Source organism: uncultured Solobacterium sp. (assembly GCF_963517755.1).
Lineage (GTDB): Bacteria > Bacillota_I > Bacilli_A > Erysipelotrichales > Erysipelotrichaceae > Bulleidia.
In genome coordinates, this window is sequence record NZ_CAUQGG010000011.1 from 19,581 (window position 1) to 35,087 (window position 15,507).

Below are 15,507 nucleotides of genomic sequence, written 5' to 3' on the forward strand. Positions count from 1 at the left end.
CTTTTCTTTTAAAAAAGTACTGAACTTCTTACATTCAGTACTTAAAACTTATCTTCTGTTTTTCAACATTAACTCTTGCCATCACACCAAATGGAACAATCGCACGTGGTGTAGCGTGCCCTACATTCAGATTCCACACAATTGGCAAGTTTGGGTTATTTACAACACCTACCAGAATTTCCTGATATTCCTTTGTATACATTTCATCCATTGGCTTTCCAACAAGAATACCATTGATGACGTCAAAGATACCTGTATTCTTTAATGCCTCTATCATGTGTCGATACTTTTCAGGAGTTGGCTGTTCTTCGCTAGATTCCAATAATAATATCTTTCCCTTCCAATCATTTAAATCAGGAAAGAGATTATATTTTCTACATAGTTCAACAGAATCACTATGCCTTGTTGTATCAAAAATATCATATAAACTATCGATACATCCACCTAATATCTTTCCCTGGAATACTCCACTACCTTGTAATAATTCAAATCCTTGATTTGCATGCATGATACGTTTTGTGCCGACAGATTCTGCACTATAATCACTACGTTCTTCGTACCATACATCACTTGGTGTTATTTCGTGGATTGCTCCAGTTTCTAATAATTCCAAGAAATACTTCTCAGTGTATGGCAACATTCCTTCATCTAACTCACATACATCCGGAAGAAATGCTTGTCCATAAAATGTATTGAGACCTACTTTATGTAGCATTAAGTGATTAAAGGTTGTATCAGAAAATCCAAGAAATATCTTTTCTTTTACAGCATTTTTTAACTCATCATGCTCAAAAAGATACGGTAATAAACGATACGTATCATCACCACCAATTGCACAAAGTATCATATCAATTGAATCATCTTGAAATGCATTTAACAAATCACTTGCTCTATCCTGTGGATGTTCAGAAATATATTCCAATCCTTTGCATGCATGTTCCATGAATTTCACTTGAATGCCAAATTTTTCTAAACGTTCTAGACCAATTTTCACTTCATGTTGTACAAAATCCTCCCCTAGAATGCCACTAGATAAACTGACAATCCCGATTGTTTTTACCTTCTTCATAGTACTAACCTCATATTATTTTTAGCATTATAACATAAATAAAACACAGTAGAGTTTCTACTGTGTCTTTAAACATTAATTATTCACCCTTTTCAAGAGCTAGTGTTCTAGTTGTTAAATCACAAACCTCAGCTGGTCCATAGTACTGAATTGCACCTGGGTATGTGTAGCATGTTTCCTTAGCCCACTGTTCTCTATGTGCTTCGAAGAACTTGAATGGTTTACCATCGAGCTCAACAAGAGCCTTTCTGATAACTGGCTTATCTTCACCATGTCTTCTTTCGATGTTCATCATCTTAGTGATTGGCATACCACCAGCTACCCATTCATCAGCTGACTTAGATAGGTTAGAAACCTTTGATAGGTATCCATTGTAACCATATTGGATTAACATGAATGCATTGTAACCTAATGAATAGCAGTAGTCTGCATCGAAGTTAGATGGGAATGCACATCTTCCTTCATAACCGAAGAAGTGGTGTAATGCATTGAACTTACCCTTGTAAGTACCTGCAGCCTTTCTCTCTTCTAACTTAGCTTTCACGATAGCAGAGAATAACTTCTCAGATTCAATGAGAGATACCTGTACGTTTCCGTGTGGGTCTCTTTCTAAGAATAACTGCTGCTGGATTCCTTCTGGAAGAATTGCGAATACTGACATTGCTTCCTGAGATAATCCTTTTTCAATAAATGCATACTTTTCTTTCCAGTTAGGTAAAGCATTGAATGCTTCAGCCTTACTACCAGCAAGTAATTCATTAATTTCAGCGATTAATGCAGAGAACTCTGGAACAAATTCAACGACACCTTCAGGGATAATTGCTACACCGAAGTTCATACCCTTAGCAGCTCTAGCTTCTACAGAATCAGCGATATAGTCTGCAATCTGTGATAAGGACATCTTCTTTTCAGCAACTTCTTCAGAAATCAAGCAAACGTTTGGTTGTGTCTGTAATGCACATTCCAAAGCAACGTGAGAAGCAGAACGTCCCATTACCTTAACGAAATGCCAGTACTTCTTCGCAGAGTTAGCATCTCTTTCGATGTTACCGATAACTTCGCTATATGTCTTAGTAGCTGTATCGAAACCGAACGAGCATTCAATATCTTCATTCTTTAAGTCACCATCGATTGTCTTAGGGCAACCGATCACCTGTACACCAGCATCATGTGCTGCAAAGTACTCAGCTAAAACAGCAGCATTTGTATTGGAGTCATCACCACCGATAATAACAATCGCTGTGATACCGTGCTTCTTACAAACTTCAGCCGCAACTGCAAACTGCTCTTCTGTTTCAAGCTTTGTTCTACCAGAACCGATGATATCAAATCCACCAGTATTTCTATACTGATCGATATACGCATCATCGAAAATTAAATAATCATCTTCAAGTAATCCACTTGGACCCTTCTTAAATCCATATAATACATTTTCTGGATTAGTTGCCTTTAAAGCATCATATAGACCGCACACTACGTTGTGTCCACCAGGTGCCTGTCCACCAGAAAGGATAACACCTACAACCTGCTTCTTCGCTACGGATGTATTTTGTCCCTTTTGGAATGTAATTTCCTTCTTACCATAAGTATTTGGGAATAAAGCCTTGATCTTTTCCTGATCAGCAACGCTTGTTGTTTCTTCCCCTTCCAAAACTGAAATCTCAGAGATACCATTTCTTAGCATCTTTGGAAGCTTTGGTGCATACTGATATCTAGCTTTTTGTAGTGGTGATAAATCTGTCATATTTTTACTCCTTTTCGATTTAAACCTCATTACTAGAATACCACAACTTTTTTGAAATAAACATACAGAAGATTTGTCTATCTTATTATGATTTAACCATGTTTTAAAAATTGAATACTGATATAAAAACATCGCTATTACGCGATGTCTTAACGATTTATATTTGCTTTTGAATATACTTAACAACTTTTGTTAGTTTACTCTTTTTCCATTCACCATCTTCAGCAGTATTGGCAAGTGGATAGATGATTTGAAAATCTAGTGCTTCCCCTTCTACACGACCACTACGCTTAGGATTCAAAAAGTTTTCTTCCCATTTCTTTTCACTCGCATTTTGATATTCTTTTGGATTCAAGTAAACCAACTGTCGTTTATACGCAGAAACCATCATCTTTGCCGCAAGTGCTTCTAAGTGTCTATACTCTTCTTCTTGTACATCCGCAAAGATATCCGGTAATTTTGCAGTACGCACATGTTCTAACTCACGATTGATACGAATACCACAAGCATCCCAAGTAAACTCCTTTTCAGTAAAGCTAATTTTAACCAAGATACCATACTCAGTATTGTATTGTGCACGTTGATAATCTGTATCAAAAATGAAATTTCCTAGGGAATAGAAAATAACTTTATCATTTACTGTTTCATAGTTCATTGGAACGTGAGGATGATGTGCTACCACAATATCCGCACCCATCTCTAAGAATTTATGATAACGATCTCTTGTATAAGAAGAAGGTAATGATGTAAACTCCTCACCACCATGGCAAACAATCACGCACCAACGACACATCTTTTTGATTTCATCAATATTTTTCTGGATGCACTCCATATCATTCCAAAGAAGACATCCAGCACGATTTACATCCGCTGGTTTACAACCTCTACGATAACCAACACTGAATAAACCAATTCCACCAGCTTCATCAAATACTAACGGTCTAGCAGCTTCCTCAATGTTCATCCCTGCCCCAACTGTTTGAACATGATTCTCTTTTGCAAGTTTCATTGTTTGTGCTACGCCTTCTTCACCAGCATCAAGAATATGGTTGTTACATAAATTCCAAACATCCGCATGCATGTGATTTAAAACCTTGATAGCATTCGGATTCATTGCGTGAATCAGTTGTTTTACACCAGAAGTATCATCTTGTGGAGGTAAATCAATGAGCGCTCCTTCCACATTCGCCACAACATGGTCACTACTATGCAAAAAGCGTAAAACACCATCTGTAATCAGATGTTTGTCTTCCCATTTTCGATCCATATATTTATCAAAACCGATATCACCGGTAAATACAAATGTACTCTGTTTTTTCATCTTGTCACCATATTGTTTATTACCAAAATCATAGTATAAGTTCTGTTCTCTTTCAATTTGTATTAACAAAGAATGAACCATTCACCTTAGATTGTAATTGTCGCAAAGATACTATTCTGTCCTTTGATAGTCTCAAAACCAGCCTCCTCATAAATTCTGATTTCTTCCTTTGCGTTTACATCCACCAAAGTCATCATTGTATTTGAGCCATTCAACGCAATAGCTTTCGATAGCAGTGCTTCTTCATATCCTTGATTTTGATACTGTGGTAATACAACTAAGCTATATGGCTCATTTTGTTTGTATGCGTATGTCACATCTAAGTATCCAACCAACCGTTCTTTATCAATCGCTAAATATACTCTGAAACGATCTAGTGCAGATAACACCTTTTCTGCTGTCCAATAGGTTTCTTTTACGTGCATATCAATATATGACTCTTTCCACGCATCGCTATATAGTTGAATATCTAATGAATACTCCTTCTCTATTCTATGTCTAGCAATCATTCTTTGTTGTTCATTTTCAAAGATTGCATTCTTTGAGGTAAGTATATTCTTTAACAGGATATTTTTCGGATTTATGACGAAGTCACAACGATATCCTTTATAATTCTTTTCAAGATATTCAAATAATTCTCTGTATGCATGTTCTGACTTAGATAATGCAATCAGCGTTTCCACATATTTTTCTGTTGGTAAAATCAGTAATACGAAAATCCCACGAATTTTACTATCTTCAAAATATGCATATACATGTTGATCTCTTTTTTCAAAAGCACGATATAGATTATTTTCATCATACAGATAATGAGGATCTACATAGTTTTCATCACTACATACTTCATTGATGAATGCTTCATAATTATCCAAAGAAGTAATTTCTTCCAACATTTTTTGGTACCTTTCTTTTATAGATCTCTATTTTCTAATGAATTCATGATCAACATTTTCGTTTGTATCATCCGAAACATATCTTTCAACACGCATATGTAAATCATATTTATCACGTAAGTTTGTAATTTCTTCCATCATTGGCGAAGCGTGATGAAAATCAATTGATTTCTGATCTTTCCAAGAATCAATTAATAATACTGTTTCATCATCATTTGCAGGATAGAAATATTCATAGCGTAAGTTTCCATCTTCTTCACGAATCTTCTTTGTTAATCCACTAGATTCCATCTCATTAGCAAACTTTCTTGCATTTCCATTGATACCTGTATAGTAAATATTGATTGTAATACTCATTATGTACCCTCTCTTGAATTCATTACAATCATTATACCTAAACTTCCAATATTATAAAAAGCATTTCAGAACTGAAATACTTTTTAAATATCTACTAATTTAAACGTAAGTGAATTACCATAGTTCGTTTTAATCTATCCGAAAAAAACATCACTATCTTGGATATCAGTTTTAATCCTCTGCATTGTTTCAAAGCATCCGCAAAGAATCCACTCACACTTACTGGCTTCGTGTTTGTATCATTTGCGAATTCACATGGATTATCTATCGCAAAATACATCTCTGCATTCACATTTCCAGTTCTTCGAACAAATATATTTGCGCGCTTTAATCCGATGCTATCTGTCGCATCAAATACCATTTCACATTTTGGAATTCTTTTTTGTATTTGATGAATAAAATGAATGATTTTATCTTTTGTAAAATATTGAAATACACCTGCTAAAACAATCAATGTATGTTTAGAGGTATCTAAGTATTCAGCCCACTTCATCGAGAACATATCACAACCAATGAGTATCTCATTTTTACCATGACCAAGAAGTTTTTCTCTCACTGCGATTACATGTTCCAAATCGACTTCATAGAAGTTAGAAATATTATTTCTAATGCGGAAATATGCTGTTTCTAAACCTGCACCTAAAAATACAACATTGCATGCATGGTTGTTTTCTAAAAATGAAATAATCTTTTTGTCAATCATCTGTTGTCTACAAACACTAGCCATATTGAAATACTCAAATGTATTCTGGGCAATTTTCTTTAGAGAGATATGATTCTCAAGTAATAACGCTTTTTCATCATAGAAATAATTAGGGAATCTTTTAGATGCATATATTCTCGCATATAAAGGAATGTACAATGTATCTTCTACTCCTTGTAAGGAACTTGTATCATTCATAACTCTTTCCCTTTCCATGGAATACAACGGTTTACGCGTTGTCGATATTGGACATACTCTTTTCCATATAAATCTTCTAACCATTTTTCTTCCGTTAACTTCATTAATACAGTCATAAACCCCCAGTAGATGATTGGCAATACTAACAACACTAGATTTCCGTATATCAATAAAACCCCTGTACACACAAACATGAACGCACTATATACTGGATTTCTTACATATGCATAAACACCAGTAGTTACCAACTCATTCTTTATGATATGTGCATCAAGTCGGTCAATAATAACAGCCTTCAACCATAGAGTGATTCCAATAATGAAACATAAAATACCACTTAGTACAAATATCCATCGTATATTAGTAAATGTAATGACAGGAATAATTCCTGTAGCAGAAAGAGTAATACTAATGATAGTCATCAAAATAATAGTGACGACATACAACGGCCCAACGCCTAAAATTGGTAGATGATTCTTTTTCATATTTTTTACCTTTCCATAATTTAAAATTCTAGTTAGTTTTATCTAACTAGAATTTTAGCACTATCATGATTATCATACAATTATTTCAAAAATGTATCTTCCGCTAATTCTGAACTAATAAATGGAATATATTCATCAGGCTCAATTCCTTTATCATTTATTCCATTTCCATTTTTAGCAGCATCCGTCTTAGAAATCGGGTAAGTAAACTCATAATTTTCATAGCGTACTTTAACTGGATTAAAATAATCAATATTACCCATTGTAGGTCTACCAATTAATTTTGCACGTCCTTGTTCCTTGGCAATACGTACAAACTGCTCCGCTTCATTTTCACACCAAGTATCAATCAGAACAACTACATCTTCAGGACCAACTTTTGTAATGCATGTTTCGCCATCCGCAAATAATTCTTGTTCACCCTTTATCCATCCTACTGATTTCATCTGTTCATAGTAGGAGATTGCAGATTGTACATATTCTTTTACTTCAGCATCTTCACTTTCAAGATATTGCTGGAGGTTATCGATAGAACGCTGGCAATTTGTTTCAGTATAGTTTGTCCAGATTGTACGATTACCATAGATATCCTTTAACAATCCATCATTTTTGACTATATATCCAAGCAATGGTAGATAACCTTCTTCGCTACCACCAATATTCTTACGTAAATCAATGACCAATCGTTTGCATTGTTCAATATCTTTTTGATGTGCTTGTAAGAACTGTTCCGTATCTTCACAGGATTCAAACTTTGAGAATTTTAAAATAACTGTATTTTCTATTTTTTCAAATTGTGGTTCTTTTGGAAGATCAAGTGGATATTTTTGAAATACAATATCTTCTTGGGTTCCATCTCCATGTTCAACAATCATGTGGTCTGCGAGTTTTAAGTATCCTGTCCATTGTTCACGCTCTGGTATATCAGATGCTAGAAGTGGATTTGGTAGTGTACTTACAATTCTTTCCGGTGTCTGTCCATTGATGGTAAGAACTTTATCTCCAACTTGAAGTCTAGTCTCGCTAGTCACTTCATCGACGAATAATCCTTCATCACATCTACGTACATAGAAACCTCTTGAGAATGGTTGATAGTTTTCATCAGAATCCATCGTAAATTTCAAATTACGATCACGTAGATTTGATAAGTATTGTGATACTGCTTGTAGTGGCATGATTGGGGTCATCTTGTGATCGTAGTGAGCCTGTGCAAGCATGGTTAATGCCGGTGATGGATTATGACGTTCCTTAACTTCGTCAAATCCCGCATAATCTTTACGTATCGTATGAAATATATCTTTTAGCAATGTGTATGTATCCATATGATTTACGAAACCTTTCTACTCAAGTATCCTTCGTTTTAAAAAATGAGATAGCAGTCTCCTGCTATCTCACAGTACAACTATTATTTTTCGTTATCAACGACAAACTGTCCAGCTAATCTTCCGTGTGTTACCGCCATACCGATAGAGTTACCAGCACATGGTGTTGAATAACCTGTACCATAACGTCCACCTAAGCAGTTACCTGCCGCATATAGACCTGGAATTGGGTTATGTTCAACATCAGTAACATTTAGATTCAAGTCTGCCATAACACCAGACATTGTTACCATCATTGGTGTAGTAGCGTTGTTACCTAGGTTACCCTTGCAGCCATAGAATGGAGCCTCAAGAACAGGTACCATTGCGGATGGATCTTTACCAAAGTCAGTATCAGCACCCGCTGCACATAACTCATTGTAATGAGCGATAGAGTCTAACCAAGTCTGCTTACTTTCAGCTGGAACACCCATAAGATCTGCTAATTGGTCTAATGTATCTGCCTTATAGACAGCTGCGCCCATACGTTCTGCAACAAAGCAACCACGAATTTGTGTTGGCTCACTCTTACCTGTAGGAATTGCGGCCATATCATCAATCAAGTCTTGATAATATTGTGGACGTCCACCATTAGGTGCAGCATGTTCAATACCACCTGCGCATATTGACTTCATGAAGTTGTTATCTGTTACAAGATAGCCATCTCCTGCCTTTTGACGAGCGGTTGCTGTAGCGGCACCCGTAACATTTCCTTCATTGCAATAACGCTTTCCTTCACTATTGAGCCATAACATTGAGTTATTACCCCATGGACCATTGATACCACCACCTAGTAACATTGTTCCACGAGGTGCTGGTTCAACCATACCACCAGCCCAGCATAAGAGCTTCACTGCTGAACCATCACGGCCACCCATGCCGCTCTTGAAGTCTGCTTGTAATCCGCCTTCACGCTCAAAGCGTTCCATGTATTCTGTTAATAATGCCCAAGACATCTCTGCGTTTCCAGCATAGTCACCACCGCAAACAACAACCCCCTTCTTGACATTATATTGAATCTTCTTGCCATCAACATCTTCTGCGATAACGCCTGTTACGCGTCCACTATCGTCCTTGAGAAGAACCTTTGCAGATGTACCATAGTATAGTGTTGTGCCATAGTCCTTAACAGCCTTATCCAAGCAAGCTTGTTGTACATACTTGAGTACTGAATGTGCCGCAACACCTTGTACTTCTTCAGCACTATATGGGCCCATGAATTGTACAGTTGCAGGCCATGTCTTTGTGCCAGGATGACGAGGATAATTTGTAAGATCTAAGCAATCATAGATATTATTTCCAGCCTTAATCTTTTCATAATCCATATTTACCTGAACGATCGTCCATCCATTTTCAGTGTTGTCATATGTATAGACCTTTGGATCTACGCCCATTTCCTTTGCTACATCAATCATGTGGTCTAATGTAGGACCAGAATTCTTTACATAAAGTGAAACGATACCTGGATCAACACGTCCACCACCACGGGTAACAAATTCATCGATTACTTCTCCAAGGTTCCACTCAGGAATGCCAATATTCTTAGCAAACTGTGAATTCCAAGCACCAATATCTTCTCCATACCATGAGAACATATCCAGCTCCTGCGCTTCAAGGCCTACAACCTTAGCACCCTTTTCAGCAGCACCCAGTACAGCCTGAACACCAGCATGACCTAATCCGATGACTACAACATCTGTATCAACAGTTTCGTCGACTTTATCATACTTAGGTGCTTCACCTAACCACTTATTACCAGCTGCCGCATAGCCAAATACACGTCCATCAGCTGCTGCAGCCTTCTTGGCAGCTTCACGGTCCAGCTTTGGCCCTCTTGGACCTCCAGGTCCACCAGGTCCTGGTTCAGCTTCTTCCTCTACAGCTTCACCTTTTGCTTGGGCAATACATTTTTCTAAACATTCTTTCACCGCATTTGCAGTAACAGTAGCACCTGTAATACCATCAATTTCAGTACCCTGTGCTTTCATCAACTGCTTTACAATTTCATCAGCAGCTTTCTGTCCAATGCTTTCTGTTTCCTCACTAACATCCAATTTGATATCTGTAATCTTATTTGCATCAAATGTGGCTGTCATCTTAACTGTACCAATACCCTTGGCTGTCGCTGTATATGTTCCAGGCGTATAGATACCTTTTCCAGTACCGGAGTTAGACTTACATCCAACTAAAGTACCTGCTGCTGCAATCGTAATTGCACCAGCACCAACTCCCTTTAGAAAATCCTTTCTTGAAAGTTTGAAACTCATACTAATTTCCTTTTTACTTTCCCTTTCTATTATTTTTTATAATCACTCTTCGAAAAAATACGACAGAGAACTATACTCAATTCATAAAGCGCAACCATAGGTACTGCCACCATAATCTGGGAAACAATGTCTGGTGGTGTTACAATAGCCGCTACAATAAAAATAATAATGATTGCAGGCTTACGCGCTTTGATTAGATACTTTGCCTTTAAAACTCCTACAAGGGATAAGAGAACCGATATAACAGGCATTTCAAATATGACACCAAAAATCATAAATACAGTTGTCAAAAACATGACATATTCTTGAATGGAAATACTTGCGATAATATCAGAACCTGCACCAAATTCCTTTAGGAAGTACAGCATAAATGGCACACTTATGTAGTATGCAAATAACACACCTATAACAAAAAACAATAAGCCAAATAACATCACCAACAGGACAACTTTTTTGGTTTTTTTATTTTCAATTGCAGGAGAACTAAATGCATAAATCTGATGAACAATCACCGGGATATCCGCTATAAAAGCTGCTAACATTGCGACACTAAAATGCACAAGCATTAACTCCTGTGGTGCAATATAAACAAACTCGTAGTGATATCTGGTTCCCATGTCGGTTAATAGTTGTACCAACTGTTTTGAAAAAGCAAGCGCAACAAAAAAGCCAACAATAAAAACTACCAGACATACACCAATACGATTACGTAATTCTCGTAAATGTCCCGGTAGTGTCATCACTCCCTGTTCATCTTTATTCGTTTGTATTGTCTTTGTTGTTGTCATTTTCTTCTTCAGATCCAATGCCTTCTTTGAAACCCTTTATGCTCTTACCAAACATCTTTGTTAACTTTGGAATCTGTGTCGGTCCAAATAAAATTACAACAATAAGCAAAATAATAACCAATTCATTCATTCCGATTTTCATATAGTAACTCCTTCTTTGTTTTCACCCTTATCTTTTGTATTTTCTTGTACGACTTGTACTGTTTTGTTTTCTTCTGTCACCTTTGGCGTTCCACATTCTGAGCAGAATTTACCATGATTGATGTTATTACAATTCGGACAAGTCCATTCATTCGCTTTGCGTTCTTCTAGCGTTTCTTTCGTCACTACCGTTGCACGCTTTCTAATATTGATTGCACTTGCGACCGAATCTTTGGCAGCAGAGATATTTTTGTGTACATCATCAACGGTTTCTTGTAATGGTTGTAACGCATCACGTAGTGGCTTTTGTGCTTCGTTTAAAGGTTCTACGATATTTTCTTGAACATCTTTACTTAAGTCTGCAGTTGCAGCACGTAGACTCTTTAATACTTCACCAAATTTCTTCGCATAGGATGGTAGATTGTCTGGTCCAATTACAAACAATGCAACAATTACAATCACTACAATTTCTAGTGTTCCGATCTTCATAAAAATTACCTATCCTTTTTTAATTCATCTAGCGAATTCCAAACTTTATCTAATAGCGAATGGAACTGTTTACTTTCTTCTTCACTTAAGCTCGCCAGCAAGATAGATTCTGTTGATATCATTCCTTTTCTAGCATTGGTGATTGCCGCATGTCCTTCTTCTGTTAGAGAAATAACCTTTTCACGTTTATCCTTAGAATCGATGCGTTTTAAAAGTCCTTTTTTCTCCATACGCTTTACAAGTCCACTAGCAGTAGGTTGTGCAACATGAAGTGCATTTTGGATATCTTGCACAGTTTGATATCCATCTTTACTATGGCGAAAAGATTCAATGACCATCATTTGAGATAACGTTAAACCTCCTTTGGCCAACAATAATTCTGCTCGCTTTTCTAACACATCACTTATCCAGTGAATATATTCACCACAATCTATTTTTCTTGTCATGGGAAAATTATATAGCGTGCTATATATCTCGTCAATAGTTAAAATATGCACAAACAAAAAGAAGCCCTCAGAGAGCTTCAAAATTCATGTATTATTTCATGCATTGATGCTTTTATCTTTCAAGAAATACACAGTAGATATCGATAGTATCACTTCGAGCACTACAAGAATGATAAGTGGTCCAAGCGTGCTCTTCACTAACATAAGTATCGCAAGACTATCAATCAACATATGTGCAAGCACGCATGGTATCGCTCCCTTGGAGAATTCCTTGATTGCACCAAGCATAAATGTATTCCCAAGTATCATCAAATAAAATAATAAGTAATTTGTAGATCCTGCAGTAATCCATGGCAACCTATAAATTGGTAGATGCCATACAAACCAAATGACAGATATTACAAACATTTTAAGAATGAAATTCTTACACTGAAGATGTTCTTGTAGATACCATCTCCAACCCACCTCTTCAAGTCCACCTTGAAATAATGTCCATGGAAAATAAGCTATTACAGCACCTAATGCCATACCAGTAAATTTTACATTCCCTAATAAAACGGAGATGCCATAATAAACAACTGGTACAAGTAAGACGAATAGCCAAACAATAGAACGTTCTTCCCCACAGAAGACCTTCTCTAAAAACTGCCACAATCCATTAACTTCTTTTGACTGATACGTAAATAGAAATGCCATTAGCATCGGAATGAGATTCAATAGTATAAAGAGAATACTAGCTGTCGTATTAGATTTCTCAGGAGCTATCACAAAGATAATTCCACCTAGAATAAATGTACATACAACAGTAATCACAGAATATAGGAACGCCTTTTTATTATTAGAAATACTCTTGTCCATAGGTTACCTCATAATTCATAACTTTCACTATATGCATTATAGCACTTAACTACACCGCAGCCATATTGCTAACTTTTAAATTTCCCCAAGTTAAAGTATCTTAGCCAATTACCAACAAAGAACACATGCATGCATATTTATTATACCAATTAGTAAATATCAATCAACGTTATATCTTTTTATACTTTTTACGAATGAATGTATACGTTATCATCATAAGGACTAATCCAACTGTACTATCTGCAAGTATAATATTTGCGCCTAGAATTATGCTATGATATGCACCAATTATTGTCCCTATCCAGAGCGGCAATGAGAAACAAAGCCACATGATTCCATTTGCTCGATTATATGCACAAACATCTGTAATCTCATCTTCAGGTACAGTATCACCTGCCCAATACCACATCGGTTTCTTTCTCATCCAGGCATAAATCCCAATACATGTAAATAAAAGACTTGAAGGAATCATTATAATCAGCCATATTAGATTACCCATGTTTATAACCCTCCTATTTGACTGTATTCCATAAATCCAATAAATATATCTAAATATAATATACTCTTTTTTCATAATAAAAGGCAGAGTTCTTATACTCTACCCTTAATCAAAATTATTTATTATGAGATTTACTACGCTTTTTAAAATCTTTATCAATACGCTTTTTCCAATCTGCACTTACATAACTACATTTTCTTAAAACACCAATTGCATCATTTAAAACTTCGTAGTTTAACTCTGTCCCTTCACTATCACAATTGAAATTAACTGCTCGACTTTCATCAATACCCATATAACTTGCGACATTAACAGCATCAATATTCGCACCTAAGAACATAAACTCCCAACCATACTTTTCTTTTTGATTCTCAATTAACTTCTTCACTTTTGGATATGTATATGTTTTACTTGCATTCTCCATTCCATCAGTTGTAATCACAAATAGAGTGTGTTCAGGAACATCTTCCTTTCGCGCATACTTATGAATATTACTAATATGATATATTGCATTTCCAATCGCATCTAATAAAGCTGTACATCCACCAGTTATATAATTGTTTTCTGTCATTGGTTTGACATCCTTCACATCTATACGATCATGAATCACTTTACTCTTATTTGCAAATAATACAGTTGAAATTAACGTATCTCCTTCAATCTTCTTCTGTTTTTCAATCAAGGAGTTAAATCCACCAATCGTATCCTTTTCAAGTCCTTGCATCGAGCCACTACGATCCAAAATAAATATAATCTCTGTTAAATTCTTTTTCATACACTTTCCTCCCAAGGTGTTTCCCTTTTGTATGGCTTTAGTGTATCTATATATTCAGATGTAATGGTCGCCTGTAAAGCGACATTTTTATCCACCAATCAAGCTTTGATCAAATGCAAACAATACCGCATTAATTTCATGTACATTGTAATTCCCCTGTTTTACAAAGTATTCAATTATCAAATCAAACTTACTAGAATGTGATAATGCAAATCCAGCCTTTGCAAGCATGTCCTGCATTTCTTCTATCGATAACTCTAGTGCTAAAGCAAATGCAATAACTGTTGGTTTTGATGGCTTATATAATTTATCAGAACGAATCTTTGAAAAAAGTTTTCTATCGATGTTTGCTTTCTTGTAACACTCGGCATCACTCATCCCACTCTCATCAATTTTTCTTAATAACATTTCCGAAAAGCTTTCATCAATATCACTAAGCCAATCCATTATTGATTTTTGTTCAGCAGAACTAAGTGGTGCTGAACCTTCTCTTAAACATGTATTATCAAACCCTACGAATCTAGGCTTTTGCAAAGATAAAGAATCAGAATATTCATCTACATATTGATCATCAATATATGATTCGATATCAGAATATAATTTATCCCCTATTTCATATGATTTACGATCAAATATCACAAGATATACCATCATCTCATTATCTAAAAGAAACTTTCTAATCTGTTCAACTGCAACCCTTAATGCTTGAACTTTCGGATACCCGTAAATTCCCGAAGAGATTAATGGGAATGCAATGGAATTGCAACCATACTCCTTCGCTAAATGTAATGAAGTTGTATAACAGGACTCTAATAATTCTTTTTCATGATGATTACCATCAATCCATCGTGGTCCAACAGCATGAATTACATACATGCATGGTAATTGATATCCTTTTGTAATCTTAGCACTTCCTATTTCACAACCATTCAGTAGCTTACACTCCGCAAGTAATTCAGGTCCTGCCGCACGATGAATACAACCATCAACACCACCGCCACCTAAAAGAGATTTATTTGCGGCATTCACAATTGCATCAACCTTCATCTTTGTAATATCATTTCTAATTATCTCAAAAGGCATACTCATTCTCCATTTTTCATTCTTTAAATA

17 protein-coding genes are annotated in these 15,507 nt (G+C 35.9%); all 17 read right to left on the reverse strand.

What is annotated here, in order from left to right; all coding sequences use genetic code 11:
* Positions 1-34 precede the first annotated feature (34 nt).
* The 17 genes from RWM19_RS07045 to RWM19_RS07125 all read right to left on the reverse strand — a co-directional run bounded on the left by RWM19_RS07045 (position 35) and on the right by RWM19_RS07125 (position 15,477).
* Complete coding sequence (locus RWM19_RS07045) at positions 35-1,069, reverse strand: LD-carboxypeptidase (protein ID WP_313985350.1); 1,035 nt, start codon at positions 1,067-1,069, stop codon at positions 35-37.
* Positions 1,070-1,148: 79 nt separating this feature from the next.
* The gene (locus RWM19_RS07050) at positions 1,149-2,813 is read right to left on the reverse strand and encodes a diphosphate--fructose-6-phosphate 1-phosphotransferase (protein ID WP_313985353.1); all 1,665 of its coding nucleotides are present in this window, start codon (positions 2,811-2,813) and stop codon (positions 1,149-1,151) included.
* A 157-nt stretch (positions 2,814-2,970) separates the two neighbouring features.
* Positions 2,971-4,134, reverse strand: a complete 1,164-nt coding sequence (locus RWM19_RS07055; RefSeq protein WP_313985355.1) for a CapA family protein — start codon at positions 4,132-4,134, stop codon at positions 2,971-2,973.
* A gap of 86 nt (positions 4,135-4,220) precedes the next feature.
* Positions 4,221-5,027, reverse strand: a complete 807-nt coding sequence (locus RWM19_RS07060) for a GNAT family N-acetyltransferase (protein ID WP_313985357.1) — start codon at positions 5,025-5,027, stop codon at positions 4,221-4,223.
* 27 nt (positions 5,028-5,054) lie between these two features.
* Entirely contained in the window at positions 5,055-5,384 is a 330-nt protein-coding gene (locus RWM19_RS07065) for an antibiotic biosynthesis monooxygenase (RefSeq protein WP_313985360.1), read from the reverse strand.
* A gap of 94 nt (positions 5,385-5,478) precedes the next feature.
* Entirely contained in the window at positions 5,479-6,285 is an 807-nt protein-coding gene (locus tag RWM19_RS07070; protein ID WP_313985363.1) for a class I SAM-dependent methyltransferase, read from the reverse strand.
* Positions 6,282-6,770 (reverse strand): isoprenylcysteine carboxylmethyltransferase family protein, encoded by a 489-nt coding sequence (locus tag RWM19_RS07075; RefSeq protein ID WP_313985366.1) that lies wholly within the window; start codon positions 6,768-6,770, stop codon positions 6,282-6,284. The genes RWM19_RS07070 and RWM19_RS07075 overlap by 4 nt, the downstream gene beginning before the upstream one ends.
* 80 nt (positions 6,771-6,850) lie before the next feature.
* A complete protein-coding gene (locus tag RWM19_RS07080) occupies positions 6,851-8,092 on the reverse strand; it encodes a S41 family peptidase (protein ID WP_313985369.1) in 1,242 nt (413 codons plus the stop codon).
* Between the two features lie 83 nt (positions 8,093-8,175).
* A complete protein-coding gene (locus RWM19_RS07085) occupies positions 8,176-10,398 on the reverse strand; it encodes an FAD-binding protein (protein WP_313985372.1) in 2,223 nt (740 codons plus the stop codon).
* Between the two features lie 29 nt (positions 10,399-10,427).
* Positions 10,428-11,186: a twin-arginine translocase subunit TatC gene (gene tatC, locus RWM19_RS07090; protein WP_313985375.1), complete on the reverse strand. Its 759-nt coding sequence runs from the start codon at positions 11,184-11,186 to the stop codon at positions 10,428-10,430.
* Positions 11,155-11,328, reverse strand: a complete 174-nt coding sequence (locus RWM19_RS07095) for a twin-arginine translocase TatA/TatE family subunit (protein WP_294023828.1) — start codon at positions 11,326-11,328, stop codon at positions 11,155-11,157. Before RWM19_RS07095 ends, tatC begins: the two co-directional genes overlap by 32 nt.
* Positions 11,325-11,816: a twin-arginine translocase TatA/TatE family subunit gene (locus tag RWM19_RS07100; protein WP_294023830.1), complete on the reverse strand. Its 492-nt coding sequence runs from the start codon at positions 11,814-11,816 to the stop codon at positions 11,325-11,327. The genes RWM19_RS07095 and RWM19_RS07100 overlap by 4 nt, the downstream gene beginning before the upstream one ends.
* 5 nt (positions 11,817-11,821) lie before the next feature.
* Complete coding sequence (locus RWM19_RS07105; RefSeq protein WP_313985380.1) at positions 11,822-12,262, reverse strand: MarR family transcriptional regulator; 441 nt, start codon at positions 12,260-12,262, stop codon at positions 11,822-11,824.
* A 96-nt stretch (positions 12,263-12,358) separates the two neighbouring features.
* Positions 12,359-13,120 (reverse strand): CPBP family intramembrane glutamic endopeptidase, encoded by a 762-nt coding sequence (locus tag RWM19_RS07110; protein ID WP_294023834.1) that lies wholly within the window; start codon positions 13,118-13,120, stop codon positions 12,359-12,361.
* A gap of 169 nt (positions 13,121-13,289) precedes the next feature.
* Positions 13,290-13,619, reverse strand: a complete 330-nt coding sequence (locus RWM19_RS07115) for a hypothetical protein (protein WP_313985383.1) — start codon at positions 13,617-13,619, stop codon at positions 13,290-13,292.
* Between the two features lie 115 nt (positions 13,620-13,734).
* The gene (locus RWM19_RS07120; protein ID WP_313985386.1) at positions 13,735-14,394 is read right to left on the reverse strand and encodes a hypothetical protein; all 660 of its coding nucleotides are present in this window, start codon (positions 14,392-14,394) and stop codon (positions 13,735-13,737) included.
* A gap of 87 nt (positions 14,395-14,481) precedes the next feature.
* A complete protein-coding gene (locus tag RWM19_RS07125) occupies positions 14,482-15,477 on the reverse strand; it encodes a macro domain-containing protein (RefSeq protein ID WP_313985389.1) in 996 nt (331 codons plus the stop codon).
* Between the last annotated feature and the right edge of the window lie 30 nt (positions 15,478-15,507).